Origin of the sequence: Prosthecobacter sp., from assembly GCF_044222345.1 — a bacterium.
GTDB lineage: Bacteria > Verrucomicrobiota > Verrucomicrobiia > Verrucomicrobiales > Verrucomicrobiaceae > Prosthecobacter.
Map to the genome: position 1 here is coordinate 1 of NZ_JBGANL010000074.1, position 18,632 is coordinate 18,632.

Sequence of the window (18,632 nt, forward strand, 5' to 3'; positions counted from 1 at the left end):
CGCCCCGACAAAAGCTGCCGCCAAGACACCCGCCCCCGCCAAAAAAGCCGCCGCCAAAGCCGCTGCTCCCGCCAAGAAGGCTCCAGCTAAAGCTGAAAAGCCCGCCGCCAAGGCTGGGAAGCCTGCTGCCAAAGCTGAGAAGCCTGCTGCCAAAGCCACCCCTGCTCCGGCACCCGTGAAGGCCGCCGCTGTCGCCGCTCCGGCTCCAGTCAAAGCCGCCAAGCCCTCCTCCAAGAGCACTCCCGCTCCGCTGGTCCCCAAAGGCCGCACTTCCGTTTCCACCACCGGCACGCCGCGCTCACGCCTCAATCGTGAAGAAGAAGGCATCACCATCGAAATCGCCAAGGGCCCGGTCAAGATGACCCCCTTCCTCAAGAAGCAGAAACAGCGCCTCATTGAGCTGCGCGACGCCTACCTGAACTCCATCGAAGGCGTGGCCAGCGAGACCATCCGCAATGAAAACGGTGACTCCTCCGCTTTCGGCATGCATCAGGCCGACGCCGGCAGTGACGCCTATGACCGCGACTTCGCCCTCAGCCTGCTCGGCAAGGAACAGGACGCCCTCTACGAAATCAACGAAGCGCTCAAGCGCATCGAAACCGGCACCTACGGCCTGTGCGAAGGCACCGGCGTCATGATCCCCGAAGAGCGCCTGGAGGCCATGCCCTTCGCCCGCTTCTCCGTCACCTATCAGGAAAAGCTGGAGCGCAGCCAGATGAGCGGCCGCTGGAGCCGCCCGGTGCACTCCCTCTTCGGCCTCGACAATGCCGACGACGCTTCCGACGACGACAAGGACGAAGATGACGCTGCTCCGAGCTCTTCAAATAACAACTCAGGCGAATCGCTTGACTTCTCCAAAGAGTGATCTAGTCTCAGCCCCCCAAATTTATGCCGCGAGAAATCATCACCCTTGAATGCACCGAAGCGAAAGCCGCAGGTATGCCGCCCTCCCGCTACGTGACCACGCGCAACAAGAAAAGCGTCCGCACTCCGGGCCGTCTTGAGAAGGTGAAGTTCAATCACTACATGAAGAAGCGCACTCTTCATCGCGAAACCCGCTAATTTTTACCCAAGACTGCCATGCAACCGAAGACCAAAGAACGCATGTCCAATTTCCGTCGCGCGAATCGCAAGATGCCGCGTCGCCGTGTGGACATCCCGGTGGAAAAGATTTCCTACACCAATCCTGAGCTGCTCGCCCGTTTCACCACGGAATCCGGCAAGCTCATTCCCCGCCGCATCACGGGTCTTCCAGCCTGGCTGCACCGTGTGGTCGTCCGTGAGATCAAGCGCTCCCGCGCTGTGAACCTCATGCCTTGATTTCGCAGGGTTTGCCCGTAAAGGGTCCCTTTTGATCTGCTTCCCACTGTTGCAATAGCGGCAGTGGGAAGTTTCATTTCCAGCCCATGTCCGCCCTTACCGACACGCAAAATGAACGCGATGAACGCTGTCTGCCCATTGATCGCGTGGGCGTGCGCAGCCTGCGCTTTCCCCTGAGCATCCGTGACCGTGATGCCGCCGTGCAGCACACCGTCGCCACCGTTTCCCTGGCCGTTGATCTGCCGCACCATTTCAAAGGCACTCATATGAGCCGCTTTGTCGAGGTGCTGCATGCCCACGGCAAGGAACTGACCGTCTCCAACATCGTCGCCATGCCGCGGGAGCTGATGAAAAAGCTCCATGCTGACAAGGCGCACGTGGAAATGCGCTTCCCATACTTCCGCTCCAAAAAGGCCCCGGTCTCCGGCGCTGAGGGTCTGCTTGACTACGGTGTGATCTTTGAAGTGAACACGGACAAGGAGAAGACTGACTTCGTCCTCACCGTCGAGGTGCCCGTGACCACGCTCTGCCCCTGCTCCAAGGCTATCAGCGCCCGTGGTGCGCACAATCAGCGCGGCACCGTCACCCTTGCCATTCGTTTCAGCGACCCCGTCTGGATCGAAGACCTCCTTGAGCTCGTGGAACAAAGCGCCAGCAGCGAATTGTACAGCCTCCTCAAGCGCCCTGACGAAAAGTTCGTCACCGAAGCCGCCTACGACAATCCCGTCTTCGTCGAAGACCTCGTGCGCAACATCGCCGTGAAAGCCAAGGCGCATCCGTGCATCACCTGGTTCCGCGTTGAAGCAGAGAATTACGAATCCATCCACAATCACAACGCCTGGGCGGTGATTGAAAGCCACACATCGCCATCATGAGTTACGTCACCGCCGTTCTGCCCACCGACCAGCCCCCGCTGATGCACCAGGCGGTCGATGAGGCCGTCCGCCTGCTGCGTGAGGGGGAAGTCGTCGCCCTGCCCACCGAAACCGTCTATGGCCTCGCGGCCAATGCGCTGGATGCCGCTGCCGTCGCGAAAATCTTCGAAGCCAAAGAGCGCCCCACCTTCGATCCGCTCATCGTTCATCTGGTCAGCAAGGAGCAGATTGATCTCGTGGCCGATGTGCCGCCGGAGATTGCCGCCACGCTGAAAAAGATGGTCGAACGCTTCTGGCCCGGCCCGCTGACCATTTTGCTGCCGAAGAAGCCCATCGTCCCCGATCTCGTCACCGCCGGGCTGCCCACCGTGGCCGTGCGCGTCAGCTCCAATCCCATTTTCCGCCGCGTTATCACCGATCTCGGCAAACCCATCGCCGCACCCAGTGCGAACCGCTTTGGCTCCATCAGCCCCACCTCCGCCAGCGCGGTGCTTTCGGAGCTCGATGGCCGCATCCATCTCATCGTGGATGCCGGCGCCTGCATGTTTGGCCTGGAGTCCACCATCATCAAGATCGAGCCCGGCAGCCCGAAGATGTTCATCGACATCGTGCGCCCGGGCCCCATCACGGCGGAAGATTTGAAAGCCTACGGCAAGGTGCGCTACACATCGCGCACCGTCGTCGATGAAGCCACCGCCGCCCCCGGCCAGCTCGCCTCCCATTACGCGCCGAAAACCCCGCTGCGCCTGCTGGAGCGCCCTTCTGATTTCATCCCCGAAGAGGGCAAACGCTACGCCCTGCTGAGCTACCGTGGCGAAGAAAAGGACGGCTATCTCAATCTTTGCGAATGGGAGGAAGTGATGATGCTCAGCCCCGGCAACGGCAAGCTCCCCGAAGCCGCCGTGCGCTTCTTCTACGTCCTCCGCGCCCTCGACAAGCTCGGCGTGGATGAAATCATTGCAGAACCGTTGCATGAACATGGCATGGGAATCGCCATGATGGACAAACTGCGGCGCGCCAGCCGCCGCTACTCCTCATGAGCGAAGAAAAAAAAGACTCCTCCTCCCAGGCACGATCCACCGGGATCGTTTCCATCGCCATCCTCTGCAGTCGCGTGCTCGGCCTCGTGCGGGACCAGATGCTGAACGGCTTCTTTGGCTCCGCCTTCACCGGCATCTTCACCGCCGCCTTCCGCACGCCAAACATGCTGCGTGACCTGTTTGCCGAAGGCGCGCTCTCCACGGCCTTCGTCACCACCTTCTCCAAGAAGATGAAGACCGAAGGCGACGAAGCCGCCTGGGTGCTCGGGCGCAAGATGATCTCGCTCTCGATGTGGTTCATGGGCATCGTGGCCATCGCTGGCGTGCTGCTCTCGCCGATCATCTTCCGCATCCTGACGCCCGGTCTCAGCGAAGAGGCCAAGGTGCTCGGTATCTGGCTGGCGCAGATCATGTACCCTTTCATCGCGCTGGTGTCCGTCACCGCGCTGGTCATGGGCATGCTGAACTCAAAGAAAGTGTTCTTCATCCCCGCCGTCGCTTCAGCGTTCTTCAATCTTGGCTGCATCGTCGGCGGTGTCGCGCTGGCGTGGCTCATTGATCCCGGTTTCCGCCACGGCCATGTCAGTGAAAAAGGCCTCACCGGCTTTGCCATCGGCACCTTGATCGGCGGTGTGCTCCAGCTCGCGGTGCAGCTTCCCTCACTGCATCGTGTCGGGTTTCGTTTTCGCTTTGACTTCGGTTGCAAAGACCCTGCGGTCAAAGAAGTGCTCCACCTCATGTGGCCTTCGATGCTTGCCGCCAGCGGCACGCAGGTGGCGGTGCTGCTCAATTCCATTTTCGCCTCTTACACACCTGGCAAGGAGTCGGCGCTTGCCTGGCTGGCGAATGCCCAGCGCCTGCAGCAGCTTCCGCTCGGCCTGTTTGGTGTCGCCGTGGCCACCGTCACGCTGCCCATGCTTTCCCGTCTGGCTACCGAGGGCATCACCCCTGCGTTTCGCGGCGCCCTTGCCAAAGGCCTGCGCCTCGTGCTCTTCCTCACGCTGCCCTGCGCTGTGGGCCTCACGCTGCTTTCAAAGGAAATCATCTCCGTCATTTTCGAGCACGGTAAATTCACCGCGCAGGACGTGCAAAACACCGCTGCACCGCTGCAGGCCTACGCCTTCGGCCTCATCTTCTACGCCGCCATCAAAGTGCTGCAGCCCGCGTTTTACACCATCAACCGCCGCTTCATTCCCATGCTCGTCAGCATCGGCGTCATCGCGTTCACGGCGACGGTGAACTCCATCACCGTCTTCGTCTTCAAGTGGGACCACACCGCACTTGCCTGGGCCACGGCGGTCGGTCTCTCGCTCAATTTCCTCACGCTGTATCTCTGCATGCGCAAGTTTGCCTCCGGCCTTGAAACAGGCTCTCTGGTGCAGTCACTCCTCAAGCTTCTCATCGGCATTGCCGTTATGTCCGCTGTCTGCTTTACGGCCAAGTACACGATCATGGCGGACTGGTCGCACCTGAACTTCATGCTGCGCTGCGCCGGGCTCGGCGTCAGCATCAGCATCGCTGCGGTCGCCTATTTCGCCGTCACCAAGAAGCTCCAGGTGGAGGAAGCCGGCGAATTTCTCTCGTTGCTAGGCCGCCGCTTTGGCAAGAAGTAACCGGCCATGCCGCTCCAACGCTTCTGGTTTCAGGTCGCCGCCTTTCTTGCCCTCGTCTGGGCTGGAGTCGGCGTGGTCATGTGGGTGACCGAGGACTCGGTGTTTTCGTCCGAGAAGACGCTCGCACTCATGGCAGATGCGCCGTGGCTGGCGGATGAAGATCTGGCGGAATCGAAGCGCAAAGCGCACCTCGACAAGGTCATCAACTCCGTCATCAGGCTCGACTTCAGCCAGCGCAGCACGATGCGTGAGGACGGCCTGGAGACCATGGACCGCTTTTTCAAATCGCTCACCGATGAAGAAAAGGGCGAGTACGTGAACCGCACGGTGGAGGAAAACTTCAAGGCCGTGATGAAGGGCCTGGAGAAACTGCCCGCCGAAGACCGCCGCCGCATCATTGGCGGCATTCAGCGCGAGATGAAAAAGAAGTCCGCGAAGAATCCTGAGATGCAGATGATGCTCGATCAGGACGCGGCCAGTTTTGAAAAATCCTTCACCAAGGACATGGGCCTCTTCTTCAAGGAAGCGCCGCTCTCCATGAAACTGGAAATGGCCCCGATGCTCGAAGCCATGCAGGGGCGCATGCAAGGGATGAGGATTCGGTGAAAGCCGGCCACCGAAGCGCCTTCCGGGCCGCAGGTCGGGTGTGTTTGGCGAATGCGGCATTCTCAAGCACAGTGCTCCCCTCCGCCAAACCGCCCGACTTCGAAGATGTTCGTACGCGACAGCACATGCCATGCGCTGAGAGACGGGCGGGCTGTCGCCACACCCATCCTACGACCGAGCATCAATCGCTGCGTGATTCTACTTCTTCCACCCCATCGGCTGCGTCCAGGCCATCTCTTTCTGTCCTTCGAAGGACGGATTTGCAAAAGGCTTTGAGGAGGTGATCACCGCGCGGAAATACAGCTCCTTGCCACTGGGTTTCCAGACGACTTCCGTGCCTTCGATGGTCGCCAGCGTCTTGCCGATGTCGTCGGAGTAGAGCAGGCGCGGCGGATGCAGGTCATCGGCCACCGTGGGAGCCGGGCGGGTGGTGGCGTCGTAGCCGGGCAGCGTGCCGCGAATCTGCGTGCTGTAGGTGACGCCGGGCTCTGCATGAATGCGGATGCGCAGCTCGCCGTCCTTGAAGCTCACATCGTCCAGCGTCACGCCTGAGGAGGCGTAGAAATCGCCGGCCTTCATCGCCTTCACGATCTCGGCGGGGTCCAGGCTGGTGGCGCGCACCATCACCCAGCCACGGCCGGGGCCGTTTTCCTCGCCGTGGTACTTATGCGAGTCATCCGTGCCCACGCCGTAGAGCGGTGGTGCTTTGAATTCAGAGATGCGCAGCGTGTTGGCCACATCCCAGATTTTTTCATGTCCCATGCGCGAGGCATCGCCGGGGTAGTTGATGGTGGGGTGGCCGTTGTAGATCTCCCAGAAGTTTTCCTCCAGCACTGCCGCCAGATCCTCGGCGGAAAGCGCCCAGCGGAAGTTCGGGTGGTTGATGTGGGAGAACATGGGGATGCCGAGGCGCTGCGACTGCTCGTTCACCATTTTCAGGTTGGCCCGCATCACCTCCTGGATGCTGCTGAGGTCCTTCACCGGCTTGATCTCCTCGCGCAGATTCAATGCGTTGAGGTGGATCGGAATTTTGCCAAAGCCTGCGCTGATCTCCTCGGCCTGGATAAGCAGGAACTTTCCCGGCTCTTCAAACTTGGGGCGGTACTCCTCCAACTTCTTCAGCCGCACCTCGGTCACGCCGTCTTTGACACGAGTGGTCACCCACTCGTCGCCAAAGCGGGCGTGGTATTTTTCCATCGTGGTCTTGCCCAGTGCCTTGCGGCGCTTCTCGATGGCGGGCTCGCTCATCCACACCTCTTTCGCCTGGAGCACGTTGTGGTCGGAGATGGCCAGGAAGTCGTAGCCATGCTGCTTGTACCAGTCCGTGATCATCTCCGGAAAATCGTTCCCATCACTCCAGAGCGAATGCGTGTGCGTGTTCCCCTTGTACCAGCGCGGCTCTGCGGCGGTGGCGGTGTGGATCAATCCGAAAACGAGAAGGCTGAGAATGGCTGGGCGCATCTTTTCCGAACGCATGTTGCAAGTCTCATCTCGCGTGAATTGTAAGGATTGTTAGCGCTCCTTATCCTAGTATCCAGGTGGCGGAGAAAAGCGTTGTTTGCCGAGTGAGTATGGACAACTTACCTCATGCGGCTAGCTCCTATATCTCGTGCCCAATTGATCAAGCGCCTCCGCGCACTTGGTTGGGATGGCCCTTATGCCGGAGGAAAACACCAGCACATGGTCAAAGGCCTTGTTCAACTCACCATTCCAAACCCTCATGGCGGAAGTGATATTGGCATCAACCTGCTCAAACTGATCCTCGATGAAGCTGGCATCTCCCGGCAGGAGTGGCTCAAGCGCTGATCATGGTACGAGGCCGAACTTTTTGCGAAGTCGCGACGGCAGGCAAACCCAAGCCACGCTTCAACGCCAGGCTCATCCAGTCATCCAGCGCCGATCCTAGTTCGGAGAGGGCGGCTCTTTTGCTCGAACCCACTGCCAGCAAGCCCGCAAATCCCGGGATTTTGGCCGCATAACCTTCATCTTCGCCAAGATCAATGATCTCGGCGCGTTTCAAAGCCATCCGGCGGTATTTGAGAAGGTTATCCACGGCGGGAAATATGACTGCTGAGATCTTAAATGCAAGTCGTGGCAAGCTTGGGAGGACAAAGCATCACTGCTCCACCCGGAAGATGTGCATCGACATCCCCGTGGGGTGCAGCGCCACGTAGTTGTCTGCGCCACGCCATTCGTAGGTCTGGTTGTGCAGCAAGTCGGTAACCTTGTAGGGGCGGCTGCCATCGAGGCCGAGGGCGGCCAGATCCAGATGCACCATGCCGATGGCGGGATGATGGGCGTCGTGGCTGATCACGGAGAGGATGCGGTTGCTGAAGTCGGGCGTGACCTTGCTGTAGCAGAGCATCTGGCCGTGATCGGCACCGTGGAAACTGAGATTGTCGTAAAGATGCAGCGCCGGATTGTCGCGGCGGATCAGATTCAGCGCGCGGATGAAGGCGGTGATGTTGCCCAGTTGGTTGTAGTCGCGCTGCTTCAGTTCGTACTTCTCGCTGTTGTCGTATTCCTCCTTGCCCGGATACGGGTCATTCTCGCAGAGTTCATAGCCGGAGTACATCCCCCAGCAGGAGGACATCGTGGCGGCCAGCGCGGCGCGGATGCGGAACATCTGTGAATTGGCATTCTGCAGGTGGCCGGGAAGGATGTCCGGCGTGTTGGGCCAGAAATTGGCGCGGTAGTACCAGCGCATGTCCGTGCGCGTGAGTTCGGTGGCGTACTCGGTGAGCGAGTGCTTGTCCTCACGCCAGGTGAAGTAGGTGTAGCTCTGCGTGAAGCCCACCTTGCCCAGCACCTGCATCATCTTTGGCTTGGTGAAGGCTTCGGCGAGGAAGAGCACATCAGGGTCCTTGCGCTGGATGGTGGCGATCAGCTCTTCCCAGAACGCCACGGGCTTGGTGTGCGGATTGTCCACGCGGAAAATTTTCACGCCGCGATCCACCCAGTACTGCACCACGGCGATGAGCTCCTTCCACAAGTTGCGCCAGTCGTCGCAGTGGAAGTTGAGCGGGTAGATGTCCTGATATTTCTTCGGCGGATTCTCCGCGTAGCGGATGCTGCCGTCCGGGCGCTTGTAGAACCACTCCGGATGATCTTTGACGTAGGGATGATCCGGCGAGCAGTTGAGTGCAAAATCGAGGGCGATCTCCAGTCCGCGCTTTTTCGCTTCCTTCACCAGCCACACGAAATCCTTCTCCGTGCCGAGCGCGGGTTCGATGTGGCGATGCCCGCCCGTCGGGCCACCGATGGCCCAAGGACTGCCCACATCATCAGGCTTGGCCGTGAGCGTGTTGTTTTTGCCTTTGCGGGCCGTGATGCCGATCGGGTGAATCGGCGGGAAGTAAATCACATCGAAGCCCATATGAGCCGCGTGATCGAGACGACCCAGGCAGTCGCGGAAGGAGGAATGCTTGTCGCTACGCCCTTCGGCGCCACGCGGGAAGAATTCATACCAGGCGGAGAAGCGGGCGCGCTCGCGTTCTGCGGTGGCGCGCAGCGTGTCGGAAGTGGTGGATTGGGAGCGGTCCGGATACTGATCCATCAGGCTCTGCATCTCGTCCGAAAGCAGCACGTCCATGAGATCCGCAGCCTTCACCGTCGTGAGCAGATCCGCGAAATCTTCGAGCTGCGTACCCGCAGTCGGCACACCCGCTGCGCGTGCGCGCTTGGCGGCATCTCGCAGCAGCCGTGCACCTTCCTGCGCCTCGATCGGCACGTCCGGATCTTTGGCCTGCACCCGCACGGCAAAAGTCTTCTTCCAGGAACGGAAGGTGTCGCCCCAGGCTTCCACCACATACTCCCAGCGCCCTGCTTTGGAAAAGCTGCACTGCCCATGCCAGCGGTCATTTTCAGTCGGCTTCATCGGCGCCTCAAACCAGCGGCGTGAGCCCGTCAGCCGCCAGCGTAGCACCGCGCTCATCACATCGTGCCCGTCTTTGAAAATGTCACACCACACATCCAGTGGCTCGTCGATCACCCGTTTGACCGGATGCCGTCCGCCATCCAGGCAGGGATAGAAGTTCTCGATGACAACGGTGGGGGCGTGGGTGACGGACATGAGGGAGGAGGGAAGTTTGCGGGGCTAAGGGTGTTTACAGTCGTTGACGGTGGTTTTCAAAGACCTTCCGCTCCCCAGAGCATGTGGAGTCACGCGGGCACGCGCCTGCCTTGGCAGTGGAAACCACCGCAAACTCAGGCCAGAAGAGGGCGCAGCATGTCACAAATCTCAGGCACTCGCACAAACGGATCTTCCTTGGTCTCAAACTCCAGCGTGAACCAGCCCTGGTAGTTGGCGTCGCGCATGATCTGGATCACGCGTTTCACATCGCTGGGCTCGCTGACGCCTTTGGCGGCACCTTTGCGGCTGATCTCCATCTTGAGCTGCACGTTGACGGCGTAAGGGGCGATCTTGGCGAGGTCGGCATAAGGGTCTTCCGTGTGGAAGTTGCCGCTGTCGAGGTTGATGCCGGCCCAGGGGCTCTTGGCAGCCTTCACCATCTTGATGAGGTTTTCCGGTTCGGCGACGATGCCGCCGTGGTTTTCCAGACCGAGGAAGACGCCCTTCTTGGCGGCGTAGTCGAGGCACTCCTGGTAGGATTCGAGGCAGTTGGCCACCGCCTGCTCCTCGCTGAGGTCCTTCGGCTGCGGCCCGGCAAACACGCGGATGTGCGGTGCGCCCATGATCGCGGAGTAGTCGATCCACTTCTTCGTGTAGGCGATCTGCTCGCTGAGCTTCTCGCCTTTGGGCAAAGCAAAATTGTTGCCCACGGCGGTGCCTGCGAGCTGCACGCCACGCAGGTAGGCACGGCGCTTTACCTCCAGCAGAAAAGCCTCGTCTACGTCCTTCGGGAAAAAGTAACTCGTCACTTCCGCGCCGGGGACGTTGTTGTCGCCGCACCAGTCGATGAAATCGAGGATGCTCCACTGCGCCTTGCCGTTCTTGGGCTTCTGCTCCTTGTCGCGCATCCACTGGAAGTACTCGCGGAAGCTGTAGGCGGCGACGCCGAGCTGCATGCGGCTTTTGCCGGGACGCTTGATGGGCTCAATGGCAGGCAGGGTGGAGACGCTGAGCGCGCCAAGGCTGGTGGAGAGAAAATGACGGCGTGAGATCATGGCGGATGAAAGAACGGATGGAAAAGACAGGATTAACAGACTTCCACCTGCATGAACAAGATTTCTCTTTTCGCCGCCGCCCTCTTTTTCACCTCCCTCGCCCACGCCGAGCCCACCAAGGTCAAGCTCTGGCCCGATGGCGCACCGGGAGCGAAAGGCACGGAGGACAAAGATCAGCCCTTCATCAATGTGTGGGCGGCTGCCAAGGACAAGGCCAATGGGGCTGCCTTTGTGGTGTGCCCCGGCGGCGGTTACGGCGGTCTGGCTGCGGATCATGAGGGCGTGCAGGTGGCCAAATGGTTCAACGGCCTCGGCGTTTCCGCCTTCGTGCTGCACTACCGTCTCGGCAGCCAGGGCTACCATTTTCCCACTCAGCTCATCGATGTGCAGCGTGCCATCCGCCATGTGCGGGCGAATGCCAAGGAGTATGGCATTGATCCGAACCGCATCGGCATCATCGGCTTCTCCGCAGGTGGTCACCTGACCTCGATGGCGGCGACGATGTTTGATGAAAAGCCTGCAGGCATGACGAATGATGCGATTGATCAGGTCAGCGCGCGTCCGGATGTCGCTGCGCCAACTTATCCCGTGATCTCGATGATTGAAGATTACGGACATAAAGGCTCCCGCAAAAATCTGCTGGGGCCGAATGACAACGACGAACTGGCGAAGCACGTGAGCACGGAGACGCGCGTGACGGCCAATACGCCGCCCACCTTCATCTTCCAGACCGATGAGGACACCGTGGTGCCTGCCGAAAACGCCGTGGCCTTCTACCTGGCCTGCCGGAAAAACAAAGTCCCCGCCGAGCTGCACATCTACCGTCCCGGCCCGCATGGCGTGGGCCTGTTTCTGGGCGATCCCGTGCTGGGCACCTGGAGCACGCACCTGCGCGACTGGCTGCGCAATCAGGGGTTCCTCAAGCCGATGAAGCGTACCGCCATCAACGGCAAGGTCAGCGTGAACGGCAAGCCGGTGAGCTGGGGAAGCATTGTCTTTGCCTCAGATGATCCCTCCGCACCCGTGGCCTGCGCACGCGTGATGGGCGGCAAGTTCAAGCTGGATGAGCGGACCGGCCCCATCGTCGGCAAAGTGAAGCTGACGGTGAGTTACAGCGCAGCGGATGTGCCGGGGCTGGAAACAGCAGACGGCACGGTGACGACGAAAGAGCAGAAGCCCGGCGCAGGCGGCTGGAGCCTCGACATCGCCGCAGGTGCAAAAGACGTGGAGCTGGCAGTGACGCGTTGAATCAAAGCAGGCGAAGCATCCCATAGAGAACGACGGACAGGATGAGCAAGGCCCCTGCCATCCAGGCAATGCGCGAAAACGTCGTGCGTGCGCGGGGCCAGCGCCATGCCACTATTCCAGCCACGGCTGCGTTGATTGACAGTCCTGCCAGGATGGTGCCAGCAATCAGGATGAAGGTCCCCAGCCCGTTGGACTGGGGGCCGGTCTCCTTATAACCGGCGATCATGGCACCGAGCACCACCAGAGCCACAGGGGGTAGCGCCAGGGAGAGCGTGCTATAAAATCGGGCGAGTGTGAGCAACATGAAATTTCGGGAGCTGTATGCCAGCTCCCGAGACATTCAAACAGACGCCGCTGCAGCGATCAGTCTTAGAACTTCTTGATCAGCAGCGCAGCGTTGTGGCCGCCGAAGCCGAAGGAGTTGCTCAGGACAGCGTCAATCTTCGCCGGACGGGCGGTGTTTGGCACCACGTCCACGTCCACCTCGGGGTCGAGGTTGTCGACGTTGATAGTCGGCGGCACCACCTGGTCCCGAATTGCGTAAATGGAGGCGATGAGTTCGACACCACCCGCAGCGCCGAGCAGGTGACCCGTCATCGATTTGGTGCCGGAGACTAGCAGGCCATTGGTGGCGTAGTCGCCAAAGACGCGCTTGATGGCGCGCAGCTCGCACAGATCGCCCATGGGGGTCGAGGTGGCGTGAGCGTTGATGTACTGAATGTCGGTCACGTTCATCTTGGCATGGCGCAGGGCCATCTCCATGCACTTGGCCGCGCCCAGACCTTCCGGATGTGGGGAGGTGAGGTGGTAGGCATCTGCCGTGGCGCCGTAGCCCACCAGCTCCGCGTAAATCGTCGCACCGCGCTTTTTGGCGTGCTCCAGTTCTTCGATGACGACAACGCCGGCGCCTTCGCCCATGACGAAACCGTCACGGTCCTTGTCCCAGGGGCGGGATGCCCGCTCAGGATCGTCGTTGCGCATGCTCAGCGCCTTCATGTTCGCAAATCCGGCAAGGCCGCAGGGGCGGATGGAGGCTTCAGCGCCGCCGCAGATCATCACGTCGGCATCGCCAAATTTGATGTTCCGCCAGGCTTCGCCGATGTTGTTGTTCGAAGTCGCGCAGGCCGTGACGATGGCCATGTTCGGTCCCATGAATCCGTATTCCGCCGCGATCATGCCGCTGGCGATGTTTGAGATCATCATCGGGATGATGAAAGGGGAGACGCGGGAAGGGGACTTCGTCAGCAGAATCTCATACTGCGTTTCCAGGGTGCCGAGACCGCCGATGCCACTGCCAACCATGACGCCCACGCGGTGGGGGTCGAGGCTGTCCGGGTTCAGACCAGCGTCCTTGGCGGCCATTTTCGAGGCTGCCATGGCAAACTGGAAGTAGCGGTCGGCGCGGCGGGCGTCCTTGTGATTGTTGAAATGTACGGTCGGATCAAAATCCACCACCTCGCCCGCGATCTTGCAGTCGTACTTTTCGGTGTCCATGGACTGGATGCGGCGGATGCCGCTCTTTCCTGCCTGGATGTTCTTCCAAAAGTCATCTTTGGTATTGCCGACCGGGGAGATAACTCCCATGCCGGTGATGACTACGCGACGCTCGCTCATGTGTATAAATAGGGGTTGGTTCGAAAGTTCAGAGAACACGGATTGCACGGGGGGGCAAGGGAAAACATGGCAGCGAAAAGCTTGAGACCTGGGTGTTTTGGGTGTCATGCTCAAAGTGTGATTCGTTTGCCATCCGTTCTTGCCGCCGCCCTCTGGCTGACGCTGCCCGTCCAGGCGGCGCCCGATCCTGCGCTCATTCCACCCGTGATGCGGGAATGGATGGCGATGCAAAAGAGCATTGGCAGCATCAAAGTCGCCTTTCAGCAGACCCACACCACACCTGCGCTCAAGGAGCCCGCCACCGCCAATGGGCGCTTCTGGCGCATGGCCGACGGCCGGTTTCGCCTGGAACTGGGGTCACCCGCGGCGACGATCCTGGTCTTCGACAAGGAAACCGTGCGTCTCAAGGAAAGCGCGGACGCCCCTTGGCAGACCTTGAAGCCCGACGACAGCCGGGTGCGCATGTGGATGAAATTCCTCAGCGGCCGGGAGATGGACCCTGAATCCCTGACAAACAACTTCACGCTCAAAGTCACCCAGCAGGAGAAGGGCTACACCACCGTGGCCATGATTCCGCGGCCGTTGCTCATCAAAAAGTATCTCAGGCAGCTCGACATGCAGATCGAGCCCGGCGGCAGGCAGCTTCTCGGTTTCCGAGTTGTGCAGGGAGATGGGTCCACGCTGCTGCTCAATTTTGGGCCGCCCGAGAAGCTTGTGGGCGATTTAGCTCCATTGTTTCAGCCTCAATAGTCCCGGTTCAGCAGGTAGTCCGAGAGCTGGCGCAGGCGTAATGCGGCGTCACCAAACACATCCAGCGCCCGATGAGACGCCTCGGTGAGACGGTGCGCTTCCGCGCGGGAGGCTTCCAGGCCCATCAGCGCCGGGTAGGTGCTCTTTTCTGCTTCGACGTCCTTGCCGGCGCTTTTGCCGAGTTTTTCGCTCGTTTGCGTCACGTCGAGGATGTCGTCGATGATCTGGAAGGCCAGGCCGGTGGCCATGCCGAAGTCATGCAGCGCCTGCATCTGCTCAGGGCTTGCGCTGGCACTCATGCCCCCCAGTTTCACACTGGTGGTGAGAAGCGCGGCGGTTTTGCCTTCATGGATAAAACGCAGATCCTCCAGAGGCAGCTTTTTGCCCTCGCCTTCCAGATCCGCCACCTGACCACCCACAAGATGCAGGCTGCCTGCCGTGCGTGCGAGTTCCAGCACCATCACCGCCGTGGGATGATTCGAAGACATGGGCGTCTTCGTCACCAGTTCAAACGCCAGGGCCTGCAGGGCATCCCCCGCCAGCAGCGCGATGGCTTCGCCATAAACCTTGTGGCAGGTGGGCACGCCGCGGCGCATGTCGTCGTCGTCCATGCAGGGCAGGTCATCGTGAATGAGCGAGTAGGTGTGCAGGCACTCGACGGCACAGGCATTGTAAACCGCATCCTCTGCCGATCCGCCACAGGCTTCCGCCGCTGCGAGGCAGAGGATCGGCCGCAGCCGTTTGCCGCCGGCGAACATGCTGTGCCGCATCGCCTGGTGCAGGGTCACCGGACGAGTGTCAGAGCCCGGGATGAGACGGTTCAGCGCTGTATCAACAAACTGGCAGCGCTGGGCGAGGTATTCTTTGAGATCGGACATGGGCTGATTGTGAAGCCGTGAGTCTGCCTCAATTCAAGCAGGATTAACAAGAGAGGGGCCGGTGATCGGGTTCCATCGCTGCAATGGGGAGGCTTTCGCAGATTATGACTAAAGTCATGTAATGATGGGAATTGTCGCGAATAAGACAAATCTGTGAAAGATAAGCTGATTCATGCTATCAATAAAGGTGTCTAAATCATTCGACCATGGAGGTTTAAAGGTGGGAGGGGTGCGTCTCGAAGGTAAATATCTCTCCGCTAGCTGGATGGTTTTGGTCGCGGCTACGATCTTGGCATGGATCAGCCTGATGCCCATCGCCTGGATTGGCTATCTGATGATCCAAAACAACATGGTTGCCAAGGCGACGAAGCTGATCGTGGTGGGATTGCTGACGTTTTTTTGGAATCTCTTTTTCCTCAAACGATTGTTATTCGACCTCTATCAGGAGGAGCGCCCTGACAAGGAAAGATGCCACAACAGGGCGCAGGTCGTCGGGATTCTCGGCGTGCAAGCCATGCTTGCTCTCCTCTGCAACCATCTGGCCGGGTCATTCAATCCCATCGGCATGCAGCAATGGTTTTGGATGCCCGTGGCTGGTTTTGCCGGAGTGCTTTTGAGAAGGCGTCGGCACATGTTTTTGGTGCTTTTCATAACTCTGACCATTTCCACCGCGCATGAATACGCCATGCGCGGCCTGAATCCGGCGGTGGTTTGGACGTGTGGCCAGATCTCCACCAGTGTGTTCATCATGGGCTGTTCCTTTGCGATGACGCAGGCCTCGAGGCAGCGCATGAACACGGCACGTCTGGCGGCGGAACTGCGCACCGCCAACGCCCAGCTTGAACTGCAGGCCGAGCAGGCGGCGCTGCTCGCCGTGGAGCAGGAGCGCAACCGCCTGGCGCGGGAGATCCATGACGCGGTGGGGCACAGCCTGACGGTGGTGGGGGCCCAGCTCGATGTTGCGGAGTCTTTGATGAAGCAGGACCCCGCCCGTGCGCTGGATGCGGTCCAGAAGGCGCAGCGCGCCAGCCGTGAAGGGCTGGCGGAAATCCGACGCTCGGTGGCCTCCCTGCGTGCGACGCCGCAGGAGCAGCGCACGCTCGCCGAGTCGCTGACTTCGCTGATCACAGGTGCTGAACGGCCCGGGCTGAAGCTGGTGTTGCAGCAGTCAGGAAAGTCACGTGCCTTGCCATCTCTGGTGGAGATTTCGCTCTATCGCTGTGCACAGGAGGGCATCACCAACGCGTGCCGGCATTCGGGTGCGTCGGAAATCGCGGTGCATCTGGATTTCACTTCGGATGCACGCATCATGCTAAGTGTGACGGACAATGGCCGCGGCTTCAGCCGAATCCCGGAAAACAGCCATGGATTGAAAGGCCTGCGCGAACGTGCGGCATTGCTCAATGGTGAGTTTTTCGCAGGAACGGAGCAGCAGGGAGGAGGCTGCTGCCGCATGATCATCCCGGCATGAAAGCATGAATTCACCCATCAAGACCCTTCTCGTCGATGATCAGGCATCGTTTCGTGAAGCGATGCACATCCTGCTTGAGCTCGACAGCAGTGTTGAGGTGGTTGCCGAAGCTGCCAATGGGGAGGAGGCCCTGAAACTGACTGCGGAACACATGCCGCAGGTCGTGCTGATGGATCTGCAAATGCCGGTGATGTGCGGTGCAGAGGCCACCCGGCGCATTCGTGACAGGCATCCCGGCATACGGGTGCTGGTGCTCAGCGTCTTTGATCAGGAAAAGGATGTCTTCGAGGCTCTGCGTGCAGGTGCCTCCGGTTACATTCTCAAAAACACTCCGATGCCGCAGATGCTGGATGCCATCAGGGTCGTCGCTGCTGGCCAGACCTATCTGCAGCCCACCATCGCCACGCACGTGGTGGCGGAGTTCAACCGCCTCTCCCGACCCATCACCCTCAACGGTGAGGACCGTCGCCTCGCCAGCATGCTCTCTGAACGTGAAGTGGAGATTCTCCAGCATCTGGTGCGCGGCATGAGCAACAAGGAAATTGCCTCTGCCCTGAGCCTTGCCGAAGGGACGGTGAAGAATCACATGACCCGCATTCTGGACAAGCTGCGGGTGCCGGACCGCACAGGAGCCGCTCTCAAGGCGCGTGATCTCGGGCTGGGCTGAAATTACCGCGTCAGCAGTTCCTCACCGCGATACATCACTCGCTCGACCATGCCTTGCAGCGTTTGGTCGATGAAGGGCGTGTTGATGCTTTTCGACTTCATGAAGCCGCGGCTGAAGGTGGTGGTGCGGGCGGGATTGAAGACGATGAACTCGGCGGTGCCGCCTTCCTTGATGGGAACGGGGGCCAGTTTCATGAGGCGGCGCGGCTCGGCACTGTAGCGCTGCACGATGAGCTGCCAGCTCAGGATGTCCTTGGCGATGAAGCGGTCGTAAAGCGAGACGAGGGCGCTTTCGAGACCGGTGATGCCGAAGGGCGCGCTGGCGAAATCCTGATTCTTTTCAAACGGCGTGTGCGGGGCGTGGTCCGTGGCGATGACGTCAAACCAGCCGTCTTTGAGGCCCTGAAGCAGCGCGGCATTGTCCTCGGGCGTACGCAGCGGGGGATTCATTTTGTAGTGCGTGTCGTAGTCGCCGATGTGCTCATGATTGAACATCAGGTGATGCGGCGCGATCTCGCAGGTGACGCGGATGCCGCGATCCTTGGCGCGTTTGATCGTGCCCATGCCTTCGGCGGTGGTGACGTGCTGGATGTTGAGATGCACGCCGGTGTATTCCGCAAGGCGGATGTCGCGTGAGATGCAGATCTCCTCGCTGATGCTCGGGATGCCCGGCAAGCCCAGCGCGTAACTGATCTTGCCTTCGTGCATGCAGCCCTTGCCGCTCAGGGCCTTGAGCTCGCAATGGCTGGAGAGCGGCAGGTCGTAATCTCGTGCGTATTCCATCGCACGCCGCAGCACCTGGGGGTTGTCCACGGCATAGCCGTCATCGGTGAGCATGACGCAGCCGGCGGCCTTCATGCCCGCGATGCCAGCGAGCTCCTCGCCCTTGCGGCCCTTGGTGATGGCTCCGCTGGTGTAGATGCCGGGGCCGATGCGCGTGCGGCGGGCGCTTTCCAGCACGCTGCGGACGACCCCCGCGTTGTCGATGGCGGGCGTGGTGTTGGGCATCATGACAAAGCCGGTGACGCCGCCGTTGATCGCGGCTTCTGCACAAGAGGCGATGTTTTCCTTGTCCTCCTGGCCGGGTTCACGGGCATGGACGTGGATGTCAAAGAGCCCGGGCAGCAGAATGCGGCCGGTGCAGTCGATGATTTCCGCGTTTTCGACGCCGGTGATGCCTGCGGCCACGCCGATGATCTGACCGCCCTCGACGAGCACATCGGCTGTCTGGAGCTGCGGACTGTCTTCGCTGGCGATCTGGGCGTTGCGGTAGAGGCGTTTCATGCAGCCATGATGTCAGGCATGTTTTCCGCCTGCGCAAGCCTGTGAAATGAGATCGTCTGAAGCGGAGGCGCTCCAAGTGATGCGGGCACTCCTGCCCGCAACGAATGGCCCGGGACGCTCGTTTTGCAGGCAGGAGTGCC

20 protein-coding genes are annotated in these 18,632 nt (G+C 60.4%); 12 read left to right on the top strand and 8 right to left on the bottom strand.

Going from position 1 to position 18,632, the window contains the following annotated elements:
- From ACILSL_RS24250 to ACILSL_RS24280, 7 genes are all read left to right on the top strand, one after another.
- On the top strand, window positions 1–865 hold an 865-nt coding region (locus ACILSL_RS24250; protein WP_395734656.1), incomplete at its 5' end, for a TraR/DksA family transcriptional regulator.
- 23 nt (window positions 866–888) lie between these two features.
- Window positions 889–1,062 (top strand): 50S ribosomal protein L33, encoded by a 174-nt coding sequence (rpmG, locus tag ACILSL_RS24255; RefSeq protein WP_395734657.1) that lies wholly within the window; start codon window positions 889–891, stop codon window positions 1,060–1,062.
- A gap of 18 nt (window positions 1,063–1,080) precedes the next feature.
- Window positions 1,081–1,320: a 30S ribosomal protein S18 gene (rpsR, locus tag ACILSL_RS24260; protein ID WP_395734658.1), complete on the top strand. Its 240-nt coding sequence runs from the start codon at window positions 1,081–1,083 to the stop codon at window positions 1,318–1,320.
- Between the two features lie 86 nt (window positions 1,321–1,406).
- Window positions 1,407–2,195 (top strand): GTP cyclohydrolase FolE2, encoded by a 789-nt coding sequence (folE2, locus tag ACILSL_RS24265; RefSeq protein ID WP_395734659.1) that lies wholly within the window; start codon window positions 1,407–1,409, stop codon window positions 2,193–2,195.
- Window positions 2,192–3,235, top strand: coding sequence for an L-threonylcarbamoyladenylate synthase (locus ACILSL_RS24270; protein ID WP_395734660.1), 1,044 nt, complete (start codon window positions 2,192–2,194; stop codon window positions 3,233–3,235). The genes folE2 and ACILSL_RS24270 overlap by 4 nt, the downstream gene beginning before the upstream one ends.
- Window positions 3,232–4,848, top strand: a complete 1,617-nt coding sequence (gene murJ, locus ACILSL_RS24275; protein ID WP_395734661.1) for a murein biosynthesis integral membrane protein MurJ — start codon at window positions 3,232–3,234, stop codon at window positions 4,846–4,848. The genes ACILSL_RS24270 and murJ overlap by 4 nt, the downstream gene beginning before the upstream one ends.
- Before the next feature lie 6 nt (window positions 4,849–4,854).
- Window positions 4,855–5,454 (top strand): hypothetical protein, encoded by a 600-nt coding sequence (locus ACILSL_RS24280; protein ID WP_395734662.1) that lies wholly within the window; start codon window positions 4,855–4,857, stop codon window positions 5,452–5,454.
- 198 nt (window positions 5,455–5,652) lie between these two features.
- Here the strand turns inward: ACILSL_RS24280 and ACILSL_RS24285 are convergent, their stop codons facing one another.
- Complete coding sequence (locus ACILSL_RS24285; RefSeq protein ID WP_395734663.1) at window positions 5,653–6,930, bottom strand: PHP domain-containing protein; 1,278 nt, start codon at window positions 6,928–6,930, stop codon at window positions 5,653–5,655.
- 111 nt (window positions 6,931–7,041) lie between these two features.
- On the opposite strand from ACILSL_RS24285, the gene ACILSL_RS24290 reads away from it, so the two are divergent.
- Complete coding sequence (locus ACILSL_RS24290) at window positions 7,042–7,260, top strand: type II toxin-antitoxin system HicA family toxin (protein ID WP_395734664.1); 219 nt, start codon at window positions 7,042–7,044, stop codon at window positions 7,258–7,260.
- On the opposite strand, the gene ACILSL_RS24295 is transcribed toward ACILSL_RS24290, so the two are convergent.
- The 3 genes from ACILSL_RS24295 to ACILSL_RS24305 form a co-directional block, all read right to left on the bottom strand.
- Window positions 7,250–7,507 (bottom strand): hypothetical protein, encoded by a 258-nt coding sequence (locus ACILSL_RS24295; RefSeq protein WP_395734665.1) that lies wholly within the window; start codon window positions 7,505–7,507, stop codon window positions 7,250–7,252. The genes ACILSL_RS24290 and ACILSL_RS24295 overlap by 11 nt on opposite strands.
- Window positions 7,508–7,570: 63 nt before the next feature.
- Window positions 7,571–9,526, bottom strand: coding sequence for an alpha-1,4-glucan--maltose-1-phosphate maltosyltransferase (locus tag ACILSL_RS24300; RefSeq protein ID WP_395734666.1), 1,956 nt, complete (start codon window positions 9,524–9,526; stop codon window positions 7,571–7,573).
- Window positions 9,527–9,660: 134 nt separating this feature from the next.
- Window positions 9,661–10,581, bottom strand: a complete 921-nt coding sequence (locus ACILSL_RS24305) for a sugar phosphate isomerase/epimerase family protein (RefSeq protein WP_395734667.1) — start codon at window positions 10,579–10,581, stop codon at window positions 9,661–9,663.
- Between the two features lie 51 nt (window positions 10,582–10,632).
- On the opposite strand from ACILSL_RS24305, the gene ACILSL_RS24310 reads away from it, so the two are divergent.
- A complete protein-coding gene (locus tag ACILSL_RS24310; RefSeq protein ID WP_395734668.1) occupies window positions 10,633–11,829 on the top strand; it encodes an alpha/beta hydrolase in 1,197 nt (398 codons plus the stop codon).
- A 1-nt stretch (window position 11,830) separates the two neighbouring features.
- On the opposite strand, the gene ACILSL_RS24315 is transcribed toward ACILSL_RS24310, so the two are convergent.
- A complete protein-coding gene (locus ACILSL_RS24315; RefSeq protein WP_395734669.1) occupies window positions 11,831–12,133 on the bottom strand; it encodes a hypothetical protein in 303 nt (100 codons plus the stop codon).
- Between the two features lie 65 nt (window positions 12,134–12,198).
- Entirely contained in the window at window positions 12,199–13,443 is a 1,245-nt protein-coding gene (fabF, locus tag ACILSL_RS24320; RefSeq protein WP_395734670.1) for a beta-ketoacyl-ACP synthase II, read from the bottom strand.
- A gap of 126 nt (window positions 13,444–13,569) precedes the next feature.
- On the opposite strand from fabF, the gene ACILSL_RS24325 reads away from it, so the two are divergent.
- Window positions 13,570–14,193 (top strand): outer membrane lipoprotein carrier protein LolA, encoded by a 624-nt coding sequence (locus tag ACILSL_RS24325; RefSeq protein WP_395734671.1) that lies wholly within the window; start codon window positions 13,570–13,572, stop codon window positions 14,191–14,193.
- Here ACILSL_RS24325 and ACILSL_RS24330 read toward each other — a convergent pair.
- Window positions 14,187–15,071 (bottom strand): polyprenyl synthetase family protein, encoded by an 885-nt coding sequence (locus ACILSL_RS24330; RefSeq protein WP_395734672.1) that lies wholly within the window; start codon window positions 15,069–15,071, stop codon window positions 14,187–14,189. The two genes, ACILSL_RS24325 and ACILSL_RS24330, sit on opposite strands and share 7 nt — an antisense overlap.
- A gap of 307 nt (window positions 15,072–15,378) precedes the next feature.
- Between ACILSL_RS24330 and ACILSL_RS24335 the strand changes: the two genes are divergently transcribed.
- Window positions 15,379–16,542, top strand: coding sequence for a sensor histidine kinase (locus tag ACILSL_RS24335; RefSeq protein ID WP_395734673.1), 1,164 nt, complete (start codon window positions 15,379–15,381; stop codon window positions 16,540–16,542).
- A 4-nt stretch (window positions 16,543–16,546) separates the two neighbouring features.
- On the top strand, window positions 16,547–17,209 hold the full coding sequence (locus ACILSL_RS24340; RefSeq protein WP_395734674.1) for a response regulator: 663 nt from the start codon (window positions 16,547–16,549) through the stop codon (window positions 17,207–17,209).
- A gap of 2 nt (window positions 17,210–17,211) precedes the next feature.
- Here ACILSL_RS24340 and ACILSL_RS24345 read toward each other — a convergent pair whose 3' ends face one another.
- Window positions 17,212–18,492, bottom strand: a complete 1,281-nt coding sequence (locus ACILSL_RS24345; RefSeq protein WP_395734675.1) for a dihydroorotase — start codon at window positions 18,490–18,492, stop codon at window positions 17,212–17,214.
- Window positions 18,493–18,632: the final 140 nt, after the last annotated feature.